Consider the following 21,944-nt stretch of genomic DNA (forward strand, 5'->3'; position numbering starts at 1 on the left):
TAATAAATGCAGTTTGGATACTGGGATGATATTGTCCAAAACTGTAAATGAATTTTAGAATGTACAGATACGAGAAGGAGGAAATACCCTTGTTAGAGATTATGACAAACGAAGCTGAATCCGCTGCGAAGATTATTGTAATTGGAGTGGGCGGTGCAGGCAATAATGCTGTAAATAGAATGGTGGACGATACAATTGGAGGAGTAGAATTTATCGGTGTGAATACTGATAAGCAGGCATTGCAGTTATGCAAAGCGCCTACTACAATTCAGATTGGTGAGAAATTAACAAAAGGACTCGGCGCAGGAGCACAGCCTCAGGTTGGGCAGCAGGCTGCTGAGGAAAGTGCAGAAGAATTAAAACAGGCTATGCAGGGTTCAGATATGGTATTCGTTACCTGTGGTATGGGTGGCGGAACAGGAACAGGTGCAGCTCCGGTTGTGGCAGGCCTGGCAAAAGAAATGGGAATTCTTACCGTTGGTGTTGTAACAAAACCTTTCCGTTTTGAAGCAAAAACACGTATGAATAATGCCCTGACAGGTATTGAAAAATTAAAGGACAACGTTGATACTTTAATTGTAATTCCAAATGACAAATTATTAGAGATTGTAGACAGAAGAACTACCATGCCGGAAGCTTTGAAAAAAGCGGATGAGGTTCTGCAGCAGGCAGTTCAGGGTATTACAGACCTGATTAACTTACCTGCACTGATCAATCTGGACTTTGCAGATGTTCAGACAGTGATGACAGATAAGGGGATTGCCCATATCGGTATCGGACAGGCTAAGGGCGATGATAAAGCGTTAGAGGCTGTGAAGCAGGCAGTATCCAGTCCTCTTCTGGAGACTACGATTGAAGGCGCATCTCATGTTATCATTAATATTTCCGGTGATATCTCTCTGATGGATGCCAATGATGCAGCAAGTTATGTACAGGAACTTACCGGAGATGATGCTAATATTATCTTTGGTGCGATGTATGATGATACTTATGCAGATGAAGCAAGTATTACGGTTATTGCAACCGGATTGGACGAGCATGCTGGTTCACAGCCATCTGTGAATAAGAAGATCGTGCCGGAGTACAGCAGTTCTTTTGCTGGAAAAGAAAAGCAGAATACAGGATTTGGTTTCCAGAAATCTGCAGCACCGAGCAGAAACACAGTACCTCAGAATACAAGAACTTCAACTCCAAGTTCTTCTGTAGGGAAATTGAGAACACCTGAAAGTAACGTAGCTGAGAAAAACATTCAGATTCCTGATTTCTTAAAGAGAAGATAATAGAAACTTCGAATGTCATGATAGAGAAAGTATCTGTTTAAAATAAGCCCGGGATGATTTCATTCCGGGCTTGACTTGTGTGCTGCTGTGCTGTTTGTTTTCATCATTCCGTCATGGCGCTCCGAAAAAACTTTAATGCTGGAAGCGTATTCACTGGGAGTCATCCCGGTTACTTTCTTGAATTGACGGCTGAAATAGTGTATGGATGTGTAGCCAAGAGTATCTGCAATCTGAGTAAAATTCATATTTTTATTACGGATCAGCTGTTTGGCAGCATCTATTTTTATCTTACAGAAATAATCTATAATGCCGCAGTTATTCTTTTCACGGAAAAGCTTTTGCAGCTGAGACCGGCTGATCAGATTGTCACGGCAGATTTGTTCTATGGTTAATTGGTTTTTCATATTGCCCACCAGATAGTTTACGATACGGTTATAGATTTCTTCATCATTTTTTGCTTTAATAGATTTCGTGATGGGAGTCAGACTTTGCAGTGCGGTGTATCTTCGATACAGTTGTATCAGTATATGTTCCAGATTAATCTTAATCAGCTGCTGGCTGCCAAAAGGATGCTCCGGGTTTAATTCCATTTCTTCCAGATAAGGGTCATCCAAAGGAGAAGTAAACGTATGCATCGCCTCGATAATGATAGATGCCAGCAAATTTCTTTCGACTTCTCCGATGGTCAGGATTTTGTTCTCAAAAAAACTCATGCGTGGTGAATCACAGATGAAAGAAATAACGACCAGATTGGGTGCCGTCAGTCCATTTGCTGTAACATTGTGAAATTCATTGGGCTTATGAAATATAATATCCCCCTTTTTTAAAGAGATCTTATGGCTGTCAGACATAACCGACACCTCTCCTTTATCCACACATAAAAATTCCCAGAAATCATGGGATTCTCCATCAAATTTAAAGTCACTGGTATATTCAAAATAATGAACTGTGACAATCTGATCAATTCGAAAATCTTCATGAAGTGTTATGCTTTTATATTCCATAAAAAATACCCCCTTGTATGCTATAGAATATCGCATTTTTGGACAAAATGCAAATAATAAATCCGATAGTGCAAAATTGCTGAAAGATTGTACAAATATTTTTGAGAAAAGGTATACTATAATGACGTTAATACAAAGTTAGATGATTAAAAAATAAAAGATAAAAGGAGATGTATGGACATGAAACCAGTATTGGTGATTATGGCAGCAGGAATGGGAAGCCGTTATGGAGGCCTGAAACAGATTGATCCTGTAGATGAGCAGGGACATATCATTATTGATTTTTCCATTTTTGATGCAGTGAAAGCAGGCTTTGAAAAAGTAGTATTTATTATTAAAAAAGAGGATGAGGCAGATTTTAAGGAATGCATCGGCGACCGGATGAGCAAACAAATGGATGTTTCTTATGTTTACCAGGATTTACATAACATTCCGGAAGGATTTGAAGTTCCGGAGGGGAGAGTAAAACCCTGGGGAACAGGACATGCAATTTTAAGCTGTCTGGGAAAAGTGGACGGACCATTTGCAGTTATCAATGCAGATGATTATTATGGACAACATGCTTTTGAAACCATTTACAATTATTTAAGTACCCATGAGGATGATGAACAATACCGCTATACTATGGTGGGATACGTATTGGAAAATACGCTGACAGATCACGGACATGTTGCAAGAGGTGTCTGTGAGACTGATGAGCAGGGATTCCTGGTAGGCATTCATGAAAGAACCCGTATTGAAAAACGCAGCGAAGGTGCAGCATATACGGAAGATGACGGAATAACCTGGACTAAGATTCCGGCAGGAAGTACGGTGTCCATGAATATGTGGGGATTTTCTAAGAGTATCTTAGAGGAACTGCAAAACCGGTTTGCAGCATTCCTGAAACAAAATTTAGAAAGCAATCCTCTGAAATGTGAATACTTTTTACCAACTGTTGTAGGCGAGCTTCTGGAAGAAAAAAAGGCAACGGTAGAAGTACTGAAATCTTCTGACAGATGGTATGGTGTTACCTATAAAGAAGATAAGCAGGTAGTTGTGGATGCGGTAGAGAATTTCAAGAAGCAGGGATTGTATCCTGAAAAATTGTGGGAGGAACAGTAATGGCAAAAGAGGAAACTTGCAGTAAGTTAGAGGAAGTGATTCAGAATTTTCAATATGAAGGAGTTTATCAAAGCGGCAATGCTTATGGAAGCGGGCATATCAATGATACATTTTTGCTTATATTTGATAATGGAGGCAAAATGATAAGATATATTCTACAGCGTATGAACCGTGAGATTTTCAAAAACCCGGTAGAATTAATGGAGAATATCGTTCATGTGACATCCTTTCTGAGAAAAAAAATAATTCAGATGGGAGGTGATCCGGAACGTGAGACTCTAAATGTGATTCCTACGCTCAAAGGAGAAAATTATTATGTGGATTCTTCCGGTGAATATTGGCGCAGCTATGGATTCATCGAGGGTGCAACCAGCTATGATGCTGTAGAAAAACCAGATGATTTTTATCAGAGTGCTGTGGCATTTGGCAATTTCCAAAGGCTTTTATCGGATTATCCTGCAAAAACCCTGCATGAAACTATTAAAGATTTCCATAATACAATCGATCGCTTTGACAAGTTTAAAAAAGCGGTGGAAGAAGATATCTGCCAAAGGGCAAAAGAGGTACAGTCGGAAATTCAATTTGTCCTGGAGAGGGAAGCGGATGCCCATATTTTGTGTGATATGCTGGAAAAAGGAGAACTGCCGCTGCGGGTTACCCATAATGACACCAAGCTTAATAATATTATGATTGATGACAAGACTGGAAAGGGTATATGTGTCATTGACCTGGATACCGTAATGCCGGGATTAGCACTGAATGATTTTGGTGATTCCATTCGTTTTGGTGCCAGCACCGGAGCTGAAGATGAAAAGGATTTATCAAAAATTTCCTGTGACCTGAATCTGTTTGCATTATATACAAAAGGTTATATCGAAGGATGTGCGGGTAGCCTTACGGAAATGGAGATTAAAATGCTTCCTACAGGTGCCAAGCTGATGACTTTCGAATGCGGTATGCGTTTTCTGACGGATTATCTGCAAGGTGATACTTATTTTAAGATTCATCGGGATAAGCATAATGTAGACAGATGCCGAACTCAGTTTAAACTGGTGGCAGATATGGAAGACAAGTGGAATGAAATGGCGGATATTGTAGAAAAATATCTATGATTTTAAAGGTACATAAGGAAAAGGGGGTGCCCAAATCTCTTCTTTTGTGATAAACTTACTTAGTAGTCCATCATTGCGCAATTAACAGTGAATTAAACTCTCGCTATCTACGCCGGAAGCACGCCCACGAAGCTAGCCGTAGGATCCACTACGTGTCCCTTCGTGGACGCACATCTGACGCAGATATCAGGCACTTTATTCACCATTAATTACGCAATGCTGTACTAGGAATGATTTAAGCTAAACGGAGGAAGAATATGAGCAAACCAGTTTTAGTGATTATGGCAGCAGGAATGGGCAGCAGATATGGCGGACTGAAGCAGATTGATCCAGTAGATGAACAGGGACATATGATTATTGATTTTTCCATTTATGATGCCATTCGGGCCGGTTTTCAAAAAGTAGTATTTATCATTAAAAAAGAAAATGAGGCAGATTTCCGGGCAGCAATTGGCAATCGGATGGAAAGACAATTGGAAGTGGAGTATGTATATCAGGAGATGAACAGCCTGCCGGAAGGTTATGAGGTACCAGAGGGGCGTCAGAAGCCATTTGGAACAGGTCATGCAGTGCTTAGCTGCAGTAGTGTGGTAGATGGCCCATTTGCAGTCATCAATGCAGATGATTACTATGGACGGCATGCCTATCAGATGATCTATGATTACCTGTCTAATCACCAGGATGATGAAAAATACCGTTATACGATGGTTGGTTATGTCCTTGAAAACACCCTGACAGATAATGGGCATGTTGCCAGAGGAGTCTGTGTGACCGATGATCATCATTATTTGACAGGAATAAATGAAAGAACCCATATTGAAAAAAGAAATGGTAAGGCTGAATATACGGAAGACGAAGGTGCAACCTGGACAGAGATACCGGAAGGAAGCACAGTGTCTATGAATATGTGGGGATTTTCAGGCAGTATCCTTCAGGAATTAAAAGATAGATTTCCGAAGTTTCTGGATGAGAATCTGAAAATGAATCCATTAAAATGTGAGTATTTTCTGCCTACAGTTGTAAATGACCTGATCGATGAAGGAAAAGCGACAGTAGAGGTTTTAAAATCTTTGGATAAATGGTATGGGGTTACTTACAAAGAAGATAAAGAGTATGTAGTAAATGCGATTAAGAATTTAAAGATGACCGGACTGTATCCGGAGTTTTTATGGAAATAACGTGCAATCACGGATATCAATGAAAGCAGCCTTGTGACGCACATCTTGCAGAAAGCATTTTTCAGGCACGCTCTAATGCAAAAATATGTTGCGAAATATACAGAGTGGGTATAGACTATAAAAGAAACTAATTCAGTTGGCAAAGAATGAGGAGGAGCACATCATGGCAATTTTAGTTACTGGCGGGGCTGGTTATATCGGCAGCCATACATGTATTGAGTTATTAAGCGCAGGGTACGATGTGGTTGTCGTAGACAATCTTTACAATTCAAGCGAAAAAGCAATCCAGCGAGTAGAAGAAATCTCAGGTAAAAAAGTAACGTTCTATAAAGCTGACATCCTGGACAGAGAAAAATTAAATGAAATTTTTGATAAGGAATCGATTGATTCCGTAATTCATTTTGCAGGATTGAAAGCTGTTGGAGAATCTGTAGCAAAACCTTTGGAATATTATCATAACAACATGACAGGTACCTTTATCCTGTGCGAAGTAATGAGAGACCATAATGTGAAAAACATTATCTTCAGTTCTTCTGCAACTGTATATGGAGATCCTGCATTTATTCCGATTACGGAAGAATGCCCGAAGGGAAAAATAACAAATCCTTATGGACAGACCAAAGGAATGCTGGAGCAGGTATTAACAGATCTTCATGTTGCTGATCCGGAGTGGAATGTGGTATTGCTTCGTTACTTTAATCCAATTGGAGCACACAAGAGCGGATTAATCGGAGAAGATCCTAAGGGAATTCCAAATAACCTGGTACCATACATAGCACAGGTTGCAGTCGGAAAATTAGAATGTCTCGGTGTCTTTGGAGATGACTATGATACTCCGGATGGAACTGGCGTACGTGATTATATCCACGTAGTAGACCTTGCAGTAGGACACGTAAAAGCGTTAAAGAAAATAGAAGAAAAAGCAGGCGTAAATATTTATAATCTGGGAACCGGAAATGGATACAGTGTACTTCAGGTAGTAAAAGCATTTGAAAAAGCTTGTGGAAAGCCAATCAAATATCAGATCAAACCACGCCGTGCAGGTGATATTGCAACATGCTATTCAGATGCCGCAAAGGCAAAAGAAGAGCTTGGCTGGGTAGCTGAAAGAGGCATTGAGGAAATGTGTGAAGATTCCTGGAGATGGCAGAGCAATAACCCGAACGGATACGAAGAGTAAATATATAGAAATATTTGCAGAAACAACATTTATTGTGAATGAATCTTGGCAGAACTGGTGTATAAATACATCGGTTCTGTTTTTTATTAAAGTCTTATTACGAAAATAAATGAAAACTTATTGACATATCATTGTAAATAAGATAAAATATAAATCACATAAACGCAATAACAATCTTAGGGATATTCAATCCCAATCTGGAAAATAATTTTGACAGACTATTCTTAAAAACCCCCAATGAAATTAAGTGTACCTTGAAAACTAAATAGACTTTGGAAATAGTATATGATAAAATAGAAAACACGAGGTGAATCGGATGGAAAATACCATTCTACTAAAAGAAATTGGCAAAATGTTTGAGAGGCAGGAGAAAAAAATTGACCTGCGATTTGCAGAGCAGGAAAAGAAGATAGATCAGAAAATGGATCAGCGATTTACAGAGCAGGAAAAGAAGATAGATCGGAAATTTGCAGAACAGGATCAGAAGTTGGATCAGCGATTTGCAGAACAGGAAGAAAAGATAGATCGGAAATTTGCAGAGCAGGATCAGAAGTTGGATCAGCGATTTGCAGAACAAGATGAAAAGATAGATCGGAAATTTGCAGAACAGGATCAGAAGTTGGATCAGCGATTTGCAGAACAGGAAGAAAAGATAGATCGGAAATTTGCAGAGCAGGATCAGAAGTTGGATCAGCGATTTGCAGAACAAGATGAAAAGATAGATCGGAAATTTGCAGAACAGGATCAGAAGTTGGACCTGCGATTTACAGAACAGGAAAAGAAGATAGATCGGAAATTTGCAGAACAGGATCAGAAGTTGGATCAGCGACTTACAGAACAGGAAAAGAAGATAGATCAGAAATTTGCAGAACAGGATCAGAAGTTGGATCAGCGATTTGCAGAACAGGAAAAGAAAATAGATCAGAAAATAGATCAGCGATTTACAGATCAGGAAAAAAAGATAGATCAGAAATTTACAGAACAGGATCAGAAGTTGGACAAGCGATTTACAGAGCAGCATAACAACAACACTCAGTGGAGAAGCAGTCTGAAGTCGGAGATTGATGCAGCATTTGATAAGAACAAAAAGGAATTTGATGCAAAACTTGAAGCGATGGAGGCAAGGATCGATCATAACATGAGTAAACGGTTAGAACCGCTTCAGAAAGAGATATTAAGTTTCCATAGTGAAATGCATAATATGAATCTTAGAATGGAACGTGTTGAGAATAAGGTGGATGAACTCAATGAGGTTACCAGAAACCTGAATACGAAGATTGATGTTAATACAGAGAGGATCATGAATAATTTTGTGAAGATTATGGAAACACGAACGATTTTAGGTGAACATGAGCGGAAGCTGGAGCTGGCTTGATTATTTATTACAGCAATCTGCGGCAAAGAACTTGCTGGCACCAGGCTCTGTTAGTAATAAATTAAATACATGATGAGGAGTGATACCGTATGGATTTATCAGTTAAAGTCAGGAATATTACAATTGGAGAAGGAATGCCGAAAATATGTGTTCCGATTGTGGGTGGAAGTAAGGAAAGAATATTGGAAACTGCACTGAAGATTACGGCGCGTCCTATTGATATGGTGGAGTGGCGTGTGGATTTTTTTGATTATGTTATGGATCAGAAAAAGATGGCAGAAACCCTGAAAGAATTGCGCAAGATACTTGGTGAGATCCCACTGCTGTTTACTTTCCGCACGGTGGATGAGGGGGGGAATCGCCCGATTGAGATGAAGGACTATGTAGATATGAATCTGCATGCTGTTAAGACAGGATATATCGATTTAGTTGATGTAGAGATATTTCGTGGAGAAGCAGTGAGTGCTCCAATTGTGAAGAGTGGACACAGGCACGGTGTTAAGGTAGTGGGATCCAACCACGATTTTGAGAAGACTCCGCCTAAAAATGAAATTGTAGAGCGATTGCAGAAAATGCAGAAAGCTGGTGTCGATATTACGAAGATAGCAGTTATGCCAGCTAAGCGGCAGGACGTGTTAACGCTCTTGGATGCTACGCTGGCAATGAAGGAGTCTTTTGCGGACAGGCCTTTCATTACCATGTCAATGGGAAGCATGGGATTTGTCAGCAGAATTACCGGAGAAATATTTGGTTCAGCAGTAACTTTTGGCGCTGTAGGACAGGTCTCCGCACCGGGACAGATTCCGGTAGAAAAGCTGGAACAGGTATTAAATATCATTGGCAGATATGGCTTATAAAGCTTTTTTAGAACACGTTTAGGAAGCTGGTACATTTTTGCATAATAAACAGTGAATTAAACACCCGTTATCTACGCAATAAGCACGCCGGGCGGCACTAGCCGTGATCCACTGCGTCGTTGCTTCGTGGACGCATATCTGATGCAGATATCAGGCACTTTATTCACCATTAATTACACAATGCGGTACCAGGCTGTCGAGGTCTGTCGAAGAAAAATTGAATATAGCGTTGCGTTTTTGACAAAACTCACACCCCCTATCACCTATAATGAATAGTGCTTGGATCAAAGCATTCATTTTGGTGGCAGGGGGTGTTTTGTGTATTATGAAATATACATAGATAAATTCTTTTTGGAAAATATGATAATGGATTATCTATTGCTTACACTGGTACGCCGTTCACTGAAATGTCAGACAAACTGGTGGAGGATACTTTTAGCCAGTGTGCTTGGGGCAGCAGGGATGTGTATTCTTATCATATTGCCCGTTCAAAATACATTCGTTTATAACATTTGCGGATTTGGCATTCTGAGTGTGCTTATGGTTAAAATAGGGTGCAGGATAAAGGACAGAGACCATTTAATACGGGGTACGATAATTCTGTATTTATCAGCTTTTGTTCTGGGAGGCATCTGGGAGATGTTACTGGGGCAAATTGCTTCCAGTGGTCTTCTTCTGGGAGTAATAAGTTTTCTTACCTTGCGATGTATTTTAAGCTGCTATCAGAGATACAAACAAAAAACAGAATATCTTTACGAGGTTGTAATTAATCTGAATGGTAAGAACAAACATGTAATGGGGTTATGCGATACCGGAAATCAGTTAAAACAGCCTGTTACCGGAAAGCCGGTAAATATCATTGATTATGATGCCATCAGTGATATGTTGGAAGAGGAAGTAAAAAATCAGATACTCCAGATGTACCAATTTCAAACTGCAGAAGCGTTAACAGAGAAAATTTGTTATATCCCGTATCATTCTATTGGAGAAAAAAATGGTTTGCTGCCGGGAATACGATTAGATTATATCAGCATACGAAGGTCTGGGGCGTCGCAGCTTATCAAAGGAGCTGTTGCAGCAGTCACAAAAGAGTCCGTTAGTGCGAAGGGAAAATATCAGATGATATTAAACCCTTCAATGTTAGAAGATTAGGAGGAATAAAAATGGTTATAAAAGTTTCAATGCCACATCGTTTTCAGTTTCGCGTTGTATCATCGCTTCCCAACCTTATTTTGAAAAGGCCAAATGATATTCATTATATTGGCGGCAGTGAAGTGCTTCCGGCACCTTTAGAGCCGGGAAAAGAGGCTGAGGTAATCAGTGACCTGGGAACGGAATACGATAGCGATGCGAAATCGTTATTAATCGAACACAACTTAAGATTAGTAGTATACATAGCAAAAAAATTCGACAATACAGGTGTCGGAGTAGAGGATTTAATATCAATAGGAACCATTGGTTTAATTAAGGCAATTAATACCTTTAATCCGGAGAAAAATATCAAACTGGCAACTTATGCTTCAAGATGTATAGAAAACGAAATCTTAATGTATCTGAGAAGAAATAATAAAACAAAGATGGAAGTGTCATTCGATGAACCGCTGAATGTGGATTGGGATGGAAATGAATTATTATTATCCGACATCCTGGGAACGGACGAAGATGTAATATATAAAGACATGGAAAATGAAGTTGAACGGAAATTGCTGGGAAAAGCAATTGAAAAACTTTCAGATAGAGAAAAAACAATCGTGCAGTTGAGATTCGGTATTAATACAAGAGACGGGGAAGAAAAAACACAAAAAGAAGTGGCAGATCTGCTTGGTATTTCCCAGTCTTATATCTCCAGACTGGAGAAGAAGATTATAAAGAGACTGAAAAAAGAAATTGTGAGGTTTGAGTAATTCCAATATAAAACAAACAGCGGAAGTAGTGAGCCGGCAGGGATTTTATCCTGTGTGGACTGATTGCTTCCGCTGTTATTTTTTATCTGGAATATTAATAATTTTTCAGTTGTAATTAGTCGCAAGCAATGATAATATAGTGCTAACAACTTGTAAAGTGAGTTTACTATTTAAGAAGAAAAGGGGTAATATTATGGGTGTTATTGTAGGAAATGAATCAAAGAATCTGCCGGAGTCTATGGAATGCCTGCTGAAAGATGTCCGGGAAAAATTAAAAGATGAAGACTTGTTTGACATGTTTCGCAACTGCTTTACAAACACACTGGATACCACGGTGAAAAAAATGGAAGATGGGACAACTTATGTGATTACCGGAGATATTCCCGCAATGTGGCTTCGGGATTCGGTGTGTCAGCTCCGTCCCTATTTGATTTTGGCAGGCAGAGACAGTGAAATAGCAGATACGCTGCAGGGATTGATTGAACGGCAGTTTCAGTGTATCGGAATTGACCCCTACGCGAATGCATTCAATGAAGCTGCAAATGGACACTGCTGGGAAAAGGATGAAACGGATATGGGACCATGGATATGGGAACGAAAATATGAGGTGGATTCTCTTTGCTTCCCGCTTCAGTTTTCCTATCTGTTTTGGAAAAATACCGGACGGACGGCACATTTTAATGATACTTTTGCAAAAGGAGCCAGAAAGATACTGGAGGTTTTCAAAAGAGAGCAATATCATGAGGAAAAGTCTGAATACCGTTTTATCCGGAAAAACTGTACTTTCACGGATACGTTATCCAGAGATGGGAAAGGTGCTTTGGTCCGTTCCGGAATCGGTATGACATGGTCAGGTTTTCGTCCAAGTGATGATGCCTGCACATACGGTTACCTGGTTCCCTCCAATATGTTCGCAGTAGTTGTCCTGGGATATCTGGAAGAAATTGCAGAGTTAATATTAAAGGATCAGGAATTAAAAGAAGCATCAGGAAAACTGAAAGAGGAGATAAGAGAAGGAATTGAGACATATGGCATTACCAGAAGAGATGGGTTTGGAGAAATATATGCATATGAGGTGGATGGATATGGACAGTTTAATCTGATGGACGATGCCAATGTACCAAGCCTGTTAGCGATGTCATATCTGGGATACCAGGGAAAAAGCCTTCCGGGAAGGCCTGGTGATGAGGTTGCAAAAAATACCAGAGCATTTATTTTGAGTGATGGGAACCCCTTTTATTATGAAGGAAAAGCTGCCAGGGGAATAGGAAGCCCCCATACACCAGTGCGCTATATCTGGCATATTTCCCTGGCTATGCAGGGACTGACCAGCGACACCCAGGAAGAAAAACGAAAAATTCTGGAAGTGCTGAAAAGTACCGATGGAGGAAAAGCACTGATGCATGAAGGCTTCGATGTGGATGATCCCACTAAATATACCAGGGAGTGGTTTTCATGGGCGAATGCTATGTTTAGTGAACTGGTACTGGAATATTGTGGTTACCATGTAAATAAGTAAAATTTGTACATTAAATATAGAATCCTGCAAATTGCAGATACAGTCTGGTTATAGTACGATGATATAAATGATATGAAATAAATTAAAATTATATATCTAAAAATAAATGATTAGCACAGGAGGATACCATGTTTTTAACGGATAATAAATTAGAAGCGAGAACCCAGCAACTGAAGGGATACCGTTATCGTGAAGTAATGCATCTGGGTGATTTTCTGGTAAGTGAGGACCGTCAGGGAACTGTGAATCCTGAGGTACCGGCTGATTACGATGGATGGGACAGCATGCAGGTAAATGATACCTGGGAGGGAAGAGACAGATATCTGTGGCTTCATAAAGATATCACAATTCCGGAAGAATGGAAGGGAAAAAAGGTATTGGGTATATTTGATTATGGTAATACCGGAGCCGGAAATAATTCGGGATTTGAGTCACTGCTGTATGTGGATAAAACACCATACCAGGGGGTAGACGTTAACCATAAAGAAGTGTTTTTTGAGGAAGAGCATCTGGGACGCAGTCTGGATCTGACATTTCGCCTGTGGTCGGGCCTGGAAGGCGGCGGAGCACCTGTTCCCCAGGAGCATAGAATCAATCAGGCTGACCTTGCCTGGCTGGATGAAAAAACGGATGACCTCTACTATTTGTCATCTATGATAATAGATGCTGTTAAAAATCTGCATGATGATGACCCGGTAAAACATCAGCTGCGCACAGCACTGGACAGTGCGCTGGAATGTATAGACTGGTCCTATCCGGGAAGCAGCAGCTTTTATGAATCTGTTCATTTGGCAGATGAAAAGATAAACGAAAAGATCGAAAGCATGGGTAAGGATGCCCGGATACTGGTAAAATGCGTTGGGCATACACATATAGATGTCGCATGGCTGTGGCGTTTGAAACACACCAGAGAAAAGTGTTCCAGGTCATTTTCTACGGTTCTGCGTCTGATGGAACAATATCCTGAATATGTCTTCCTGCAGACCCAGCCTCAGTTATATGAATACATAAAAAATGATTTTCCGCAAATATTTGAAAAGATCAAAGAGAAAGTAAAATCCGGTCAATGGGAAGTGGACGGAGGCATGTGGGTAGAAGCCGATTGTAACATTACAAGCGGTGAATCTCTCACAAGACAGATATTAATTGGCAGTAAATTTATAAAAGATGAATTTGATAAAGAGGTGGAGTACCTCTGGCTTCCCGATGTATTCGGGTATTCCTGGGCGCTGCCCCAGATCTTAAAAAAATCCGGTATAGATATGTTCATGACAACCAAGATCAGCTGGAACCAGTACAACCGGATGCCCCATGATACGTTCAAATGGAAGGGCATAGACGGAAGCGAAATCCTTACCCATTTCATAACTACACCGGATCCGTGGAGTACACCGGGATCCTGGTTCTACACTTATAACGGGCAGCTTACGGCGAAGACGGTAAAAGGAGTATGGGATGCTTACAGTGAAAAAGATATGAACAAAGAACTTCTCATTTCCTATGGATATGGAGACGGGGGAGGCGGTGTGAACAGGGATATGCTGGAGCAGAGAAGACGGATCGATAAGATACCGGGACTTCCGGCGCTTAAGACCTCCACTGCAGGCGCTTACTTTAGAGACCTTAAGGATACGGTAAAGAATACTGATCAATATGTCCATACCTGGGATGGAGAATTATATCTGGAGTATCATAGGGGAACTTATACCAGCCAGGGTTATAATAAGCGCATGAACCGGAAAATGGAATACCTGTATGGTAATGCGGAGTGGCTGACAGCCATGGCAGCACTTTCCCAGGGAGATCTGAAAAAAGCGAATCAGGAAGCCCTGACAGAAGGTTGGAAAATCCTTTTGACAAACCAGTTCCATGATATCATACCCGGTTCTTCTATCCATGAGGTATATGAAGATTCCAAAGTGGACTATGAAAAAGCGAGAGATATTGCAAGGGAAGTAGAAAAAGAAGCATATGGAATTATACTGGATGAATCAGAAGATACCTATACGGTTCTCAATCATGCATCCTGGAAGCTGGATGGCATTATAGAAATACCTGAGACGGGAATACTCCGCTGCATGGATCAGAGTGGAAACAACCTGAAAATGCAAACCGGAACGGAAGGAACATATGTCCAGACAGGAGAAATTCCGGCGATGGGATTTGCACAGATCAGGTGTGTCAAAGAATCCGGCGGGGCGGATAATTCCGGACTGGAAAATGATTCCTTTTATATAGAAGGAAAAAGTATCGAAACAAAATATTATATTATTGATTTTAACGATCATGGGCAGATCAGCAGGCTTTATGACAAGGATGCAAAGCGGGAAGTGCTTGCAGAGGGAACAAAGGGCAATGTATTGCAGATGTTTGAAGACAAACCTCTTGGGAATGATGCCTGGGATATTGATATTTTCTATCAGCAGAAGATGAAAGAAATTACAGATCTTCAGAAATTCCAGATTGTGGTTTCCGGTCCCCTTATGACAGTAGTCCATCTGGAATGGAAGTATATGAATTCTACGGTTGAACAGGATATTATTTTGTATGAGGATAACCGCAGGATAGATTTTCGGACAAAGGTGGATTACCATGAGAATCATCAGCTGTTAAAAGCAGCATTCCCTGTGGATATTCGAACGACTTATGCCACATACGATGTGCAGTACGGGAACGTGAAGCGCCCGAACCATTGGAACACCAGCTGGGATCAGGCTAGATTTGAAACAGTTGCTCACAGATTTGCAGATTTATCAGAACATGATTATGGGGTTGCGCTATTAAATGACTGTAAATACGGTTACGATGTAAAGGATAATATTTTAAGAATCACGCTGCTTAAGGCGGCTACCCATCCGGATCATCTACAGGATCAGGGGTTGCATGAATTTACTTATGCACTTCTGCCTCATAGGGGTGATTGTATAAATGGCAGGGTGATTCAGGAAGCCCACCGGTTAAACCGTCCGTTAGAGTTAAGAAAAGGTACGGCAAAACTTCCCTATGAGAGTTTCCTTGTATTTGACTGTGACCATGTGGAGGCAGATGCCATTAAGAAATCGGAAGACGGCAATTACCTGGTGGTGCGTTTCCATGAATTCGCTGGTTCCAGATGCCAGGCAGCTATAAAGCCTGGATTCCAGTTTACCGCTTGGGCTGAAGGAGATCTGAGAGAACGACCGATTCAGGATTTTTGCAGTGAAACCGAAATCTCCATGATGTTAAAGCCATTTGAAATTAAAACAATTCTATTTAAATGTTAGAGTTTTTTCAGACACGCTCTAACTAAGGCATGCCGGTAAAAGGAGGAATAGAAATGCAGCATGATATTTTTAACTGGGAGCGGATTATGAATTTTTTTAGCAGGATATATTATTTCCTGGGAATAAATTTTCTGTTTATCATATGTAATCTGCCGGTTTTGTTATTTTTACTATTTGTAGGTATCAGCCGTACCGGAACTTTTCTGCCGCTATTTCTTTTGTGCCTCCTGCCGGCAGCACCTGCATTTTCAGCGGTACTCTATTCTATGGGCAGATTCGTATCCGGAATCGAAGCCGGAGCAGTAAGAGATTATCGGAAAGGATATGAAAAATACTTCAAAAAGGCAGTAAAATCAGGGGCTCTTCAGTTAACAGCCATCTTTATGATATGGACCAACCTGAATTTTTTCACCAGAATAGTTCCGGTGTTTTTACTGGCGGTTTTATTTATGCTGTTGTTTCTTGTTGTATTGCTGTTAACGCCAAATCTGTATTTTCTGACGGTAAATACTGAATTAACCTCCCCGGATGTGTGCAAACTGGCACTGGCTTATACATTGGGCAAGCCAGTGGCTGCCATCGGCAATCTGGCGGCTTTCGGTATCATACTTTTGGCTTTTGAACTGTCCCCGGGTACAACGGTTTTATTTATGGGCAGTTTCTACGGATTTCTGGTTGCTTTTATGAACCGGCGGATTATATCGGAAATGAAAGAAAAATACGGTAAAGCCTAAAGCGTCCCTTTCGCGGGCAGCTGCCTGTGTATTAAGGAGTATAGAAGTGCGTTCAGGTCTTCTATACTCCTTTTTTTGCTGTATATAATATAATAATCATGGGGGTGATGTGAAATATGAATAAGAAAACACCAAAGCAGCTTTACCGGAAATTATTCCGTACATATACACTGATCAGTGTGGGCATAGCAGCAGCACTGGTCGTTTATTTTATTATAAATACCAAAGGACAGATACAGGAAAAGAGTTTGAAATACATGCAGAAAGTGGGGGAGGATGCTTCGCGGGAAATTCTGCGTTCTTCGGATAAAGCAGATAATATGCTGGCGGATTTGTATAAATCCAATACAGAACTCCAGGATGTGATATCTTATCTTACGGAAGATATTACTGCTTATTTAAAACACAGGCTGGATGCATTCTCGGCTTCTTCATCTGCCAGCTATAACGGGATTGATGATTTTGCATTTAATGCCATGGAAGAAAGCCCGCAGATCAAAAGCATTCGCTTCGTCAGCTACCCAAAAGAAGAACTGACCGTATACACCCCGGATGGCAAAGTTTCACGCCGGGAAGTGTCAGGGTATTTAAGGAATCAGTTAGATGAAAAACGAATGGAACAGCCCCTGCAGTATGAATTTTTAAAAGAAATCCGTGATCCGGTGACACTGGAGAATATCGGATGCATGATTGTCTTCTTTCAAAATGCAGGGCTTGCCGATGCATGGGAATATTTTGAGCGGTGTGATCTGTTGGTTTTCAGCAGTTTTGGAAATCTTGTGTTCGATTCCAGCGGCAGGGGTGATGCAAAGAAAATGCTGTTGTTGGAGGATACCAGGCAGATGGAAGAAGAGCTGAAAGCCTTTGTCAATTACCGCCAGGTCAAAGATTTCCATGTAGCTGCCTCCATCGGTAAGTCCCGGGCGGATAAAATGCCGGCGGGGCTGTGGGCTACTATTATTCTAATCGGGCTGTCTATTGTTACCCTTGGTATTGTGTTTATCCATTTTTATCTGATCAAGCTGACCGGCAGACTGGATGGGATATTAGATGGAATGGAACGGGTTACAAAAGGAGATCTGGATGTCCGGCTGAAAGTAGATGAGGAAAAAGATGAACTGGATGTAATTGCAGAGCATTTCAATGAAATGTGTGTGGAACTGAACCATTACATTCAAAAGAGTTATCTGGCACAGATTGAGCAGAAGAATGCGGAGATGGCGGCATTGCAAAGTCAGATCAATCCTCATTTTCTATACAATACGTTGGAGTCCATCCGTATGAAGGCCATATGCAACGGCGACAGGGAGGTGGGGAAGATGCTCTACGGTCTTGCCGTCATATTCCGCAGCCAGATTAAAGATACCGACATTATCACGCTGGCAAAGGAACTTCATTACTGTAAAAAGTATCTGGAATTATTTGAATTCCGATATCAGAATAAGTTCCAGTTTGAGATTGACTGTCCGGAAGCATTTGTGAATATACCGGTCATTAAATTTATCATTCAGCCTGTGATCGAAAATTACCTGGTACATGGTATCCGCCTGGAGGATAGTGACAACCGGATCTGTATTGAAATAAAAGAGGATAGCGATGATATGCTGATTGTGGTCTCGGATAACGGATATGGTATGAAGGATGAGGCAATTACAGATAAAAACAGGGAATTAAATTGTCTTTGTGAAGAGTCAAAGGGTTCAATCGGAATACAAAATGTAAATCTTCGCATGCGGGCGGCATATGGTAAGGGTTATGGGGTTCTTTTAGAGGCAAACCAGCCAGCCGGTCTGCGGGTAAATTTACGTTTTCCATTAAAAGGAGCAGGTTATGATGAAAAAAGTAATGTTAGTTGAAGATGAAGAATTTATTCTGCAGGGAATCAAAAATATAATAGACTGGGAGGCTTTGGAAATGACCATTGTCCATATGGCTCATGATGGTATTGATGCACTTGCCTGCTGGGAAAAAGAGGAAGTGGATATTGTGGTATCCGATATCTCCATGCCGAGAATGAATGGACTTGATCTGATGGAGCGGCTTAGGGAGAAAAGTAAAAGGGTCCGCTTTATTATTCTTACGGGATACGATGAATTTGAATATGCCAGGGCAGCAATTCACCTTGAAGTAGAAAACTATATTTTAAAACCCATAGATGAAGAGCAGCTGGAAAAATCTCTGCAGTCTGCAGCAGCGAGGCTTAAGGAAAGAGAAGAGGCAGATATGGCGCAGATTGATGGTAAGACAGATTTTATGCGATTCTTAAACGGTAAAATGAATTACGATGAACAGGTACATTATATGACGCAAACCGGCTTATCTGCCACGAAACCCTATACATATGCGGCGGTAATGAAACTTAAGCTGGACAGCCTGGGTGAGTTTAAGATTACCGATGTAATGAGCTGGCTTGGGCAAATAGTGACAGAAGAAGAAATACGCGTATATCATTTACCGCCTGACAGCATTCTTCTGACTTTATCCAGCCAGTCAGATAGAGCAAGAGAAGTCAGAAGATATCTGACGGATATGCAGAACCAGATTGAGAAGAGATTTGGCATTCACATTTTTACCAGCATCAGTTCTCCTTTTATGGAATTTACGGAAATGCCCCGGGCGTACCGGGAAGCGCTTTCCAATCAGAAATATCTGGTTATTGATGGATATGGAAGCTGTGTTGATCAGGAGTATATCAATAACAGGAAATCTATGGATATTTCCGTAGATGCAGAACGGTTTCAGCGGCTGATCATCCAAAAAGATAAAGCGAGTGCACTCAGTTATCTGGAGGAATTGTTTATAAATCATGTAAACAGGGATATGGAGGTAGACGTACTATTACAAATGTGCCTGAGAATAGCCGGTATCATTCAGGATATACGGGAAGAATACAAACTGTTGGACAGCGGCGGAAAGCATCGCTTATATCATATAATTGAAGAAATTAATCAGGCAGAGGATATCATTTCCGTGAAGACCGTCTTTCGCGAAGAAATTATAAATATGATTGACAGCCTGCACACAGAAGAATCCTATTATACGCCTGTGATCAAGCAGATTCTTGCAGAAGTCAGGGAAAACTACAGGGAAGATATGAACCTGAAGACCCTCGCCCATAAATATCACATGAATACATCCTATCTGGGGCAGATTTTTCAAAAAGAGGTGGGGTGTTCATTCGCGCAGTACTTGAGCAATACAAAAAACAGCAGGGCGAAAGAACTGATTCTAAGTACCAATATGCGCATTAATGATATTGCGAAGGAAGTAGGGTATCCGGATACCAGTTACTTCTATCGAAAATTCAAGCAGTGTTATGGGGTGTCACCTGCCACACTGCGGGAAATGAAAAAATATTAACAGGGCAGACCACTGCGCCATATTTTTTTACTTGCTGCTTCTCCAACTAGAAAATGTACAAGAAACCTAAAAGTTTTCAACTATATTCCAATTTTGTTAAATGATATAGTAAATGTATCAAATAACAAGGGAGGGAATAAAATGGGAAACAAAAATGGAAAATTTTTAAGCCGTTTAAAAGCGAATAAAGAACTGTTGTTTTTAAGTCTGCCGGGCGGCATATGGTTCCTGTTGTTTACCTATCTGCCGCTGTTTGGAATTTTAGTTGCTTTTAAAAAATTCCGGATAGCAGACAACGGCGGATTTTTCAAAAGTCTGATTGAGAGTGAATGGGTTGGATTTGACAATTTCAAATTCCTGTTCGCAAGCGGGGATGCAGCCAGAGTATTTTTAAATACAGTCTTGTATAATCTGGTATTCATCATACTGGGAGTGGCGCTTCCGGTTCTGGTTGCCCTGCTGCTCAATGAGATCCGGAACAAAGGCATGGCAAAGATTTATCAAAGCGCTATGTTTCTGCCATATTTTTTATCCTGGGTTGTGGTTAGTTACTGTCTATTCGCATTCTTAAACCCGGAAAAAGGTTTTGTCAATAATGTTCTGCAGCAATATGGAAAAGAGGGGATTTCCTGGTATACAGAAAAATCCTGGTGGCCATTTCTGATTATCCTGATGAGCCAGTGGAAGGGAATCGGTTATAATACGGTGGTTTACCTTGCCTCTATCTGCGGAATTGATAAAACATATTATGAGGCTGCAGTCCTGGATGGGGCAACAAAGTGGCAGCAGATCAAATTCATTACTTTACCACTTCTGAAACCGGTCATAACTATTTTACTGATCATGTCAATTGGAAAAATATTCAATGCAGACTTCGGTCTTTTCTACCAGCTGCCTAAAAATTCTGGTGCGTTGTTCGATGTGACGAATGTTCTGGATACCTATATCTTCAGGGCATTGCGTGCCAATGGAGAGATCGGGATGAGTTCTGCAGCAGCATTGTTCCAGTCAACGGTAGGATTTGTATTGATTATGGCTGCTAATAAAATCGTATCCAAAGTGGACAGCGATAATGCACTATTTTAAGGAGGGAATGGAATGTTTGCCGGATATAAAGAAGCAAAACTTGAGAAAAAGCTTCAGAAAATAGAAGCAGAACAGTGTAAATATAACAAGGTAAAAAAACCGACCAATGTGATTTTTAACATTATTTTAAGTGCACTTTCGCTGTTTTGTGTAATCCCATTTATTTTTGTTATGATCATTTCATTTACGGATGAAAAAATCCTGGCTGTGAATGGCTATCAGTTCTTTCCTGAAAAACTGAGCTTTTACGCATACCAGTACATTATCAATGCCGGAGATAATATAATCCGCAGCTATGGAGTTACCATTTTTGTTACTGTTACCGGAACGGTCATTGGACTCTTGCTGACAGGTACATACGCATATGCCCTTTCCAGAAAAACCTATGCCTACCGAAAGTTATTTACTTTGGTAATTACAGTGCCAATGTTATTTAGCGGAGGTATGGTTGCAAATTATTTAGTAGTTTCCAAATTCCTCATGCTGAAGGATACGGTCTGGGCATTGATTTTACCACTATGCCTGAACACCTTTAATGTAATTGTGCTTCGGACCTTTTTCAAAACCAGTATTCCGGATGCAGTCGTAGAATCAGCGAAAATAGACGGCGCATCCGAATGGAAACTTTTCTTTAAAATTGTAATTCCAATGGCATTGCCGGGGCTTGCCACGATAGGTTTATTTCTTACGCTTGCATACTGGAATGACTGGTTTTGCGCCATGATGTATCTGGACGGAAAAGAAATTTTGCCGCTGCAATACCTGCTAATACAGATAGAAAATTCCATTGACTGGCTGGCAAGCAATAAATCCATGATGGGCGTTGATGGGATACAGGCAGCGGCTAATCTGCCAAAAGAGACTATTAAGATGGCGATAGTGGTAATCTCCACTTTGCCAATTGTCTTTGCATATCCATTTTTCCAAAGGTATTTTATCAATGGGTTAACGATTGGAGCAGTAAAAGAATAGGTGAGAAAGAGAATCT

Annotated in this window: 17 protein-coding genes and 1 pseudogene; 17 read left to right on the forward strand and 1 reads right to left on the reverse strand. The window is 40.6% G+C overall.

Annotated features, from left to right (window positions below):
* The first annotated feature begins 101 nt into the window (after positions 1 to 101).
* Positions 102 to 1,280 carry a cell division protein FtsZ gene (gene ftsZ / locus CD03_RS0110140; RefSeq protein ID WP_027293530.1) on the forward strand — a complete coding sequence of 393 codons (1,179 nt, stop codon included), beginning with the start codon at positions 102 to 104 and terminating at the stop codon, positions 1,278 to 1,280.
* A gap of 59 nt (positions 1,281 to 1,339) precedes the next feature.
* Here ftsZ and CD03_RS33135 read toward each other — a convergent pair whose 3' ends face one another.
* A complete protein-coding gene (locus CD03_RS33135) occupies positions 1,340 to 2,284 on the reverse strand; it encodes an AraC family transcriptional regulator (protein ID WP_044289288.1) in 945 nt (314 codons plus the stop codon).
* Between the two features lie 174 nt (positions 2,285 to 2,458).
* Between CD03_RS33135 and CD03_RS0110150 the strand changes: the two genes are divergently transcribed.
* The 16 genes and pseudogenes from CD03_RS0110150 to CD03_RS0110220 all read left to right on the forward strand — a co-directional run bounded on the left by CD03_RS0110150 (position 2,459) and on the right by CD03_RS0110220 (position 21,928).
* Positions 2,459 to 3,388, forward strand: a complete 930-nt coding sequence (locus CD03_RS0110150) for a nucleotidyltransferase family protein (RefSeq protein WP_027293531.1) — start codon at positions 2,459 to 2,461, stop codon at positions 3,386 to 3,388.
* Positions 3,388 to 4,500, forward strand: a complete 1,113-nt coding sequence (locus CD03_RS0110155) for a phosphotransferase enzyme family protein (RefSeq protein ID WP_027293532.1) — start codon at positions 3,388 to 3,390, stop codon at positions 4,498 to 4,500. The genes CD03_RS0110150 and CD03_RS0110155 overlap by 1 nt, the downstream gene beginning before the upstream one ends.
* Positions 4,501 to 4,757: 257 nt before the next feature.
* On the forward strand, positions 4,758 to 5,678 hold the full coding sequence (locus tag CD03_RS0110160) for a nucleotidyltransferase family protein (protein WP_027293533.1): 921 nt from the start codon (positions 4,758 to 4,760) through the stop codon (positions 5,676 to 5,678).
* 35 nt (positions 5,679 to 5,713) lie between these two features.
* A pseudogene (locus tag CD03_RS39920) lies at positions 5,714 to 5,809 on the forward strand (hypothetical protein); the annotation flags it as partial.
* Between the two features lie 32 nt (positions 5,810 to 5,841).
* A complete protein-coding gene (gene galE / locus CD03_RS0110165; protein ID WP_027293534.1) occupies positions 5,842 to 6,858 on the forward strand; it encodes a UDP-glucose 4-epimerase GalE in 1,017 nt (338 codons plus the stop codon).
* 316 nt (positions 6,859 to 7,174) lie between these two features.
* The gene (locus tag CD03_RS0110170; protein ID WP_027293535.1) at positions 7,175 to 8,233 is read left to right on the forward strand and encodes a hypothetical protein; all 1,059 of its coding nucleotides are present in this window, start codon (positions 7,175 to 7,177) and stop codon (positions 8,231 to 8,233) included.
* 89 nt (positions 8,234 to 8,322) lie between these two features.
* The gene (gene aroD, locus CD03_RS0110175) at positions 8,323 to 9,090 is read left to right on the forward strand and encodes a type I 3-dehydroquinate dehydratase (RefSeq protein ID WP_027293536.1); all 768 of its coding nucleotides are present in this window, start codon (positions 8,323 to 8,325) and stop codon (positions 9,088 to 9,090) included.
* 318 nt (positions 9,091 to 9,408) lie between these two features.
* On the forward strand, positions 9,409 to 10,242 hold the full coding sequence (locus tag CD03_RS0110180) for a sigma-E processing peptidase SpoIIGA (RefSeq protein WP_027293537.1): 834 nt from the start codon (positions 9,409 to 9,411) through the stop codon (positions 10,240 to 10,242).
* A gap of 11 nt (positions 10,243 to 10,253) precedes the next feature.
* Entirely contained in the window at positions 10,254 to 10,994 is a 741-nt protein-coding gene (gene sigE, locus CD03_RS0110185; protein WP_027293538.1) for an RNA polymerase sporulation sigma factor SigE, read from the forward strand.
* A gap of 193 nt (positions 10,995 to 11,187) precedes the next feature.
* Positions 11,188 to 12,513 (forward strand): glycoside hydrolase family 125 protein, encoded by a 1,326-nt coding sequence (locus CD03_RS0110190; protein WP_044289290.1) that lies wholly within the window; start codon positions 11,188 to 11,190, stop codon positions 12,511 to 12,513.
* 128 nt (positions 12,514 to 12,641) lie between these two features.
* Positions 12,642 to 15,776, forward strand: coding sequence for an alpha-mannosidase (locus CD03_RS0110195; RefSeq protein ID WP_027293540.1), 3,135 nt, complete (start codon positions 12,642 to 12,644; stop codon positions 15,774 to 15,776).
* Positions 15,777 to 15,829: 53 nt separating this feature from the next.
* Positions 15,830 to 16,510, forward strand: coding sequence for a hypothetical protein (locus tag CD03_RS0110200; protein WP_027293541.1), 681 nt, complete (start codon positions 15,830 to 15,832; stop codon positions 16,508 to 16,510).
* Between the two features lie 116 nt (positions 16,511 to 16,626).
* Positions 16,627 to 18,366: a sensor histidine kinase gene (locus CD03_RS35965; protein WP_052377755.1), complete on the forward strand. Its 1,740-nt coding sequence runs from the start codon at positions 16,627 to 16,629 to the stop codon at positions 18,364 to 18,366.
* The gene (locus CD03_RS0110210; RefSeq protein ID WP_242849078.1) at positions 18,341 to 19,870 is read left to right on the forward strand and encodes a response regulator; all 1,530 of its coding nucleotides are present in this window, start codon (positions 18,341 to 18,343) and stop codon (positions 19,868 to 19,870) included. Before CD03_RS35965 ends, CD03_RS0110210 begins: the two co-directional genes overlap by 26 nt.
* A 141-nt stretch (positions 19,871 to 20,011) precedes the next feature.
* Positions 20,012 to 20,956, forward strand: a complete 945-nt coding sequence (locus CD03_RS0110215) for an ABC transporter permease (RefSeq protein ID WP_027293543.1) — start codon at positions 20,012 to 20,014, stop codon at positions 20,954 to 20,956.
* Between the two features lie 12 nt (positions 20,957 to 20,968).
* Positions 20,969 to 21,928, forward strand: coding sequence for a carbohydrate ABC transporter permease (locus tag CD03_RS0110220; RefSeq protein WP_027293544.1), 960 nt, complete (start codon positions 20,969 to 20,971; stop codon positions 21,926 to 21,928).
* Positions 21,929 to 21,944: the final 16 nt, after the last annotated feature.

The sequence above is a fragment of the Robinsoniella sp. KNHs210 genome (assembly GCF_000686105.1).
Classification (GTDB): Bacteria; Bacillota; Clostridia; order Lachnospirales; family Lachnospiraceae; genus Robinsoniella; species Robinsoniella peoriensis.

Excerpts from the sequence above, each read along its gene's own strand:
- ftsZ (WP_027293530.1), top strand. The coding sequence starts at position 102 with ATGACAAACGAAGCTGAATCCGCTGCGAAGATTATTGTAATTGGAGTG.
- CD03_RS33135 (WP_044289288.1), bottom strand. The coding sequence starts at position 2,284 with ATGGAATATAAAAGCATAACACTTCATGAAGATTTTCGAATTGATCAG.
- CD03_RS0110150 (WP_027293531.1), top strand. The coding sequence starts at position 2,459 with ATGGACATGAAACCAGTATTGGTGATTATGGCAGCAGGAATGGGAAGC.
- CD03_RS0110155 (WP_027293532.1), top strand. The coding sequence starts at position 3,388 with ATGGCAAAAGAGGAAACTTGCAGTAAGTTAGAGGAAGTGATTCAGAAT.
- CD03_RS0110160 (WP_027293533.1), top strand. The coding sequence starts at position 4,758 with ATGAGCAAACCAGTTTTAGTGATTATGGCAGCAGGAATGGGCAGCAGA.
- galE (WP_027293534.1), top strand. The coding sequence starts at position 5,842 with ATGGCAATTTTAGTTACTGGCGGGGCTGGTTATATCGGCAGCCATACA.
- CD03_RS0110170 (WP_027293535.1), top strand. The coding sequence starts at position 7,175 with ATGGAAAATACCATTCTACTAAAAGAAATTGGCAAAATGTTTGAGAGG.
- aroD (WP_027293536.1), top strand. The coding sequence starts at position 8,323 with ATGGATTTATCAGTTAAAGTCAGGAATATTACAATTGGAGAAGGAATG.
- sigE (WP_027293538.1), top strand. The coding sequence starts at position 10,254 with ATGGTTATAAAAGTTTCAATGCCACATCGTTTTCAGTTTCGCGTTGTA.
- CD03_RS0110190 (WP_044289290.1), top strand. The coding sequence starts at position 11,188 with ATGGGTGTTATTGTAGGAAATGAATCAAAGAATCTGCCGGAGTCTATG.
- CD03_RS0110195 (WP_027293540.1), top strand. The coding sequence starts at position 12,642 with ATGTTTTTAACGGATAATAAATTAGAAGCGAGAACCCAGCAACTGAAG.
- CD03_RS0110200 (WP_027293541.1), top strand. The coding sequence starts at position 15,830 with ATGCAGCATGATATTTTTAACTGGGAGCGGATTATGAATTTTTTTAGC.
- CD03_RS35965 (WP_052377755.1), top strand. The coding sequence starts at position 16,627 with ATGAATAAGAAAACACCAAAGCAGCTTTACCGGAAATTATTCCGTACA.
- CD03_RS0110210 (WP_242849078.1), top strand. The coding sequence starts at position 18,341 with ATGATGAAAAAAGTAATGTTAGTTGAAGATGAAGAATTTATTCTGCAG.
- CD03_RS0110215 (WP_027293543.1), top strand. The coding sequence starts at position 20,012 with ATGGGAAACAAAAATGGAAAATTTTTAAGCCGTTTAAAAGCGAATAAA.
- CD03_RS0110220 (WP_027293544.1), top strand. The coding sequence starts at position 20,969 with ATGTTTGCCGGATATAAAGAAGCAAAACTTGAGAAAAAGCTTCAGAAA.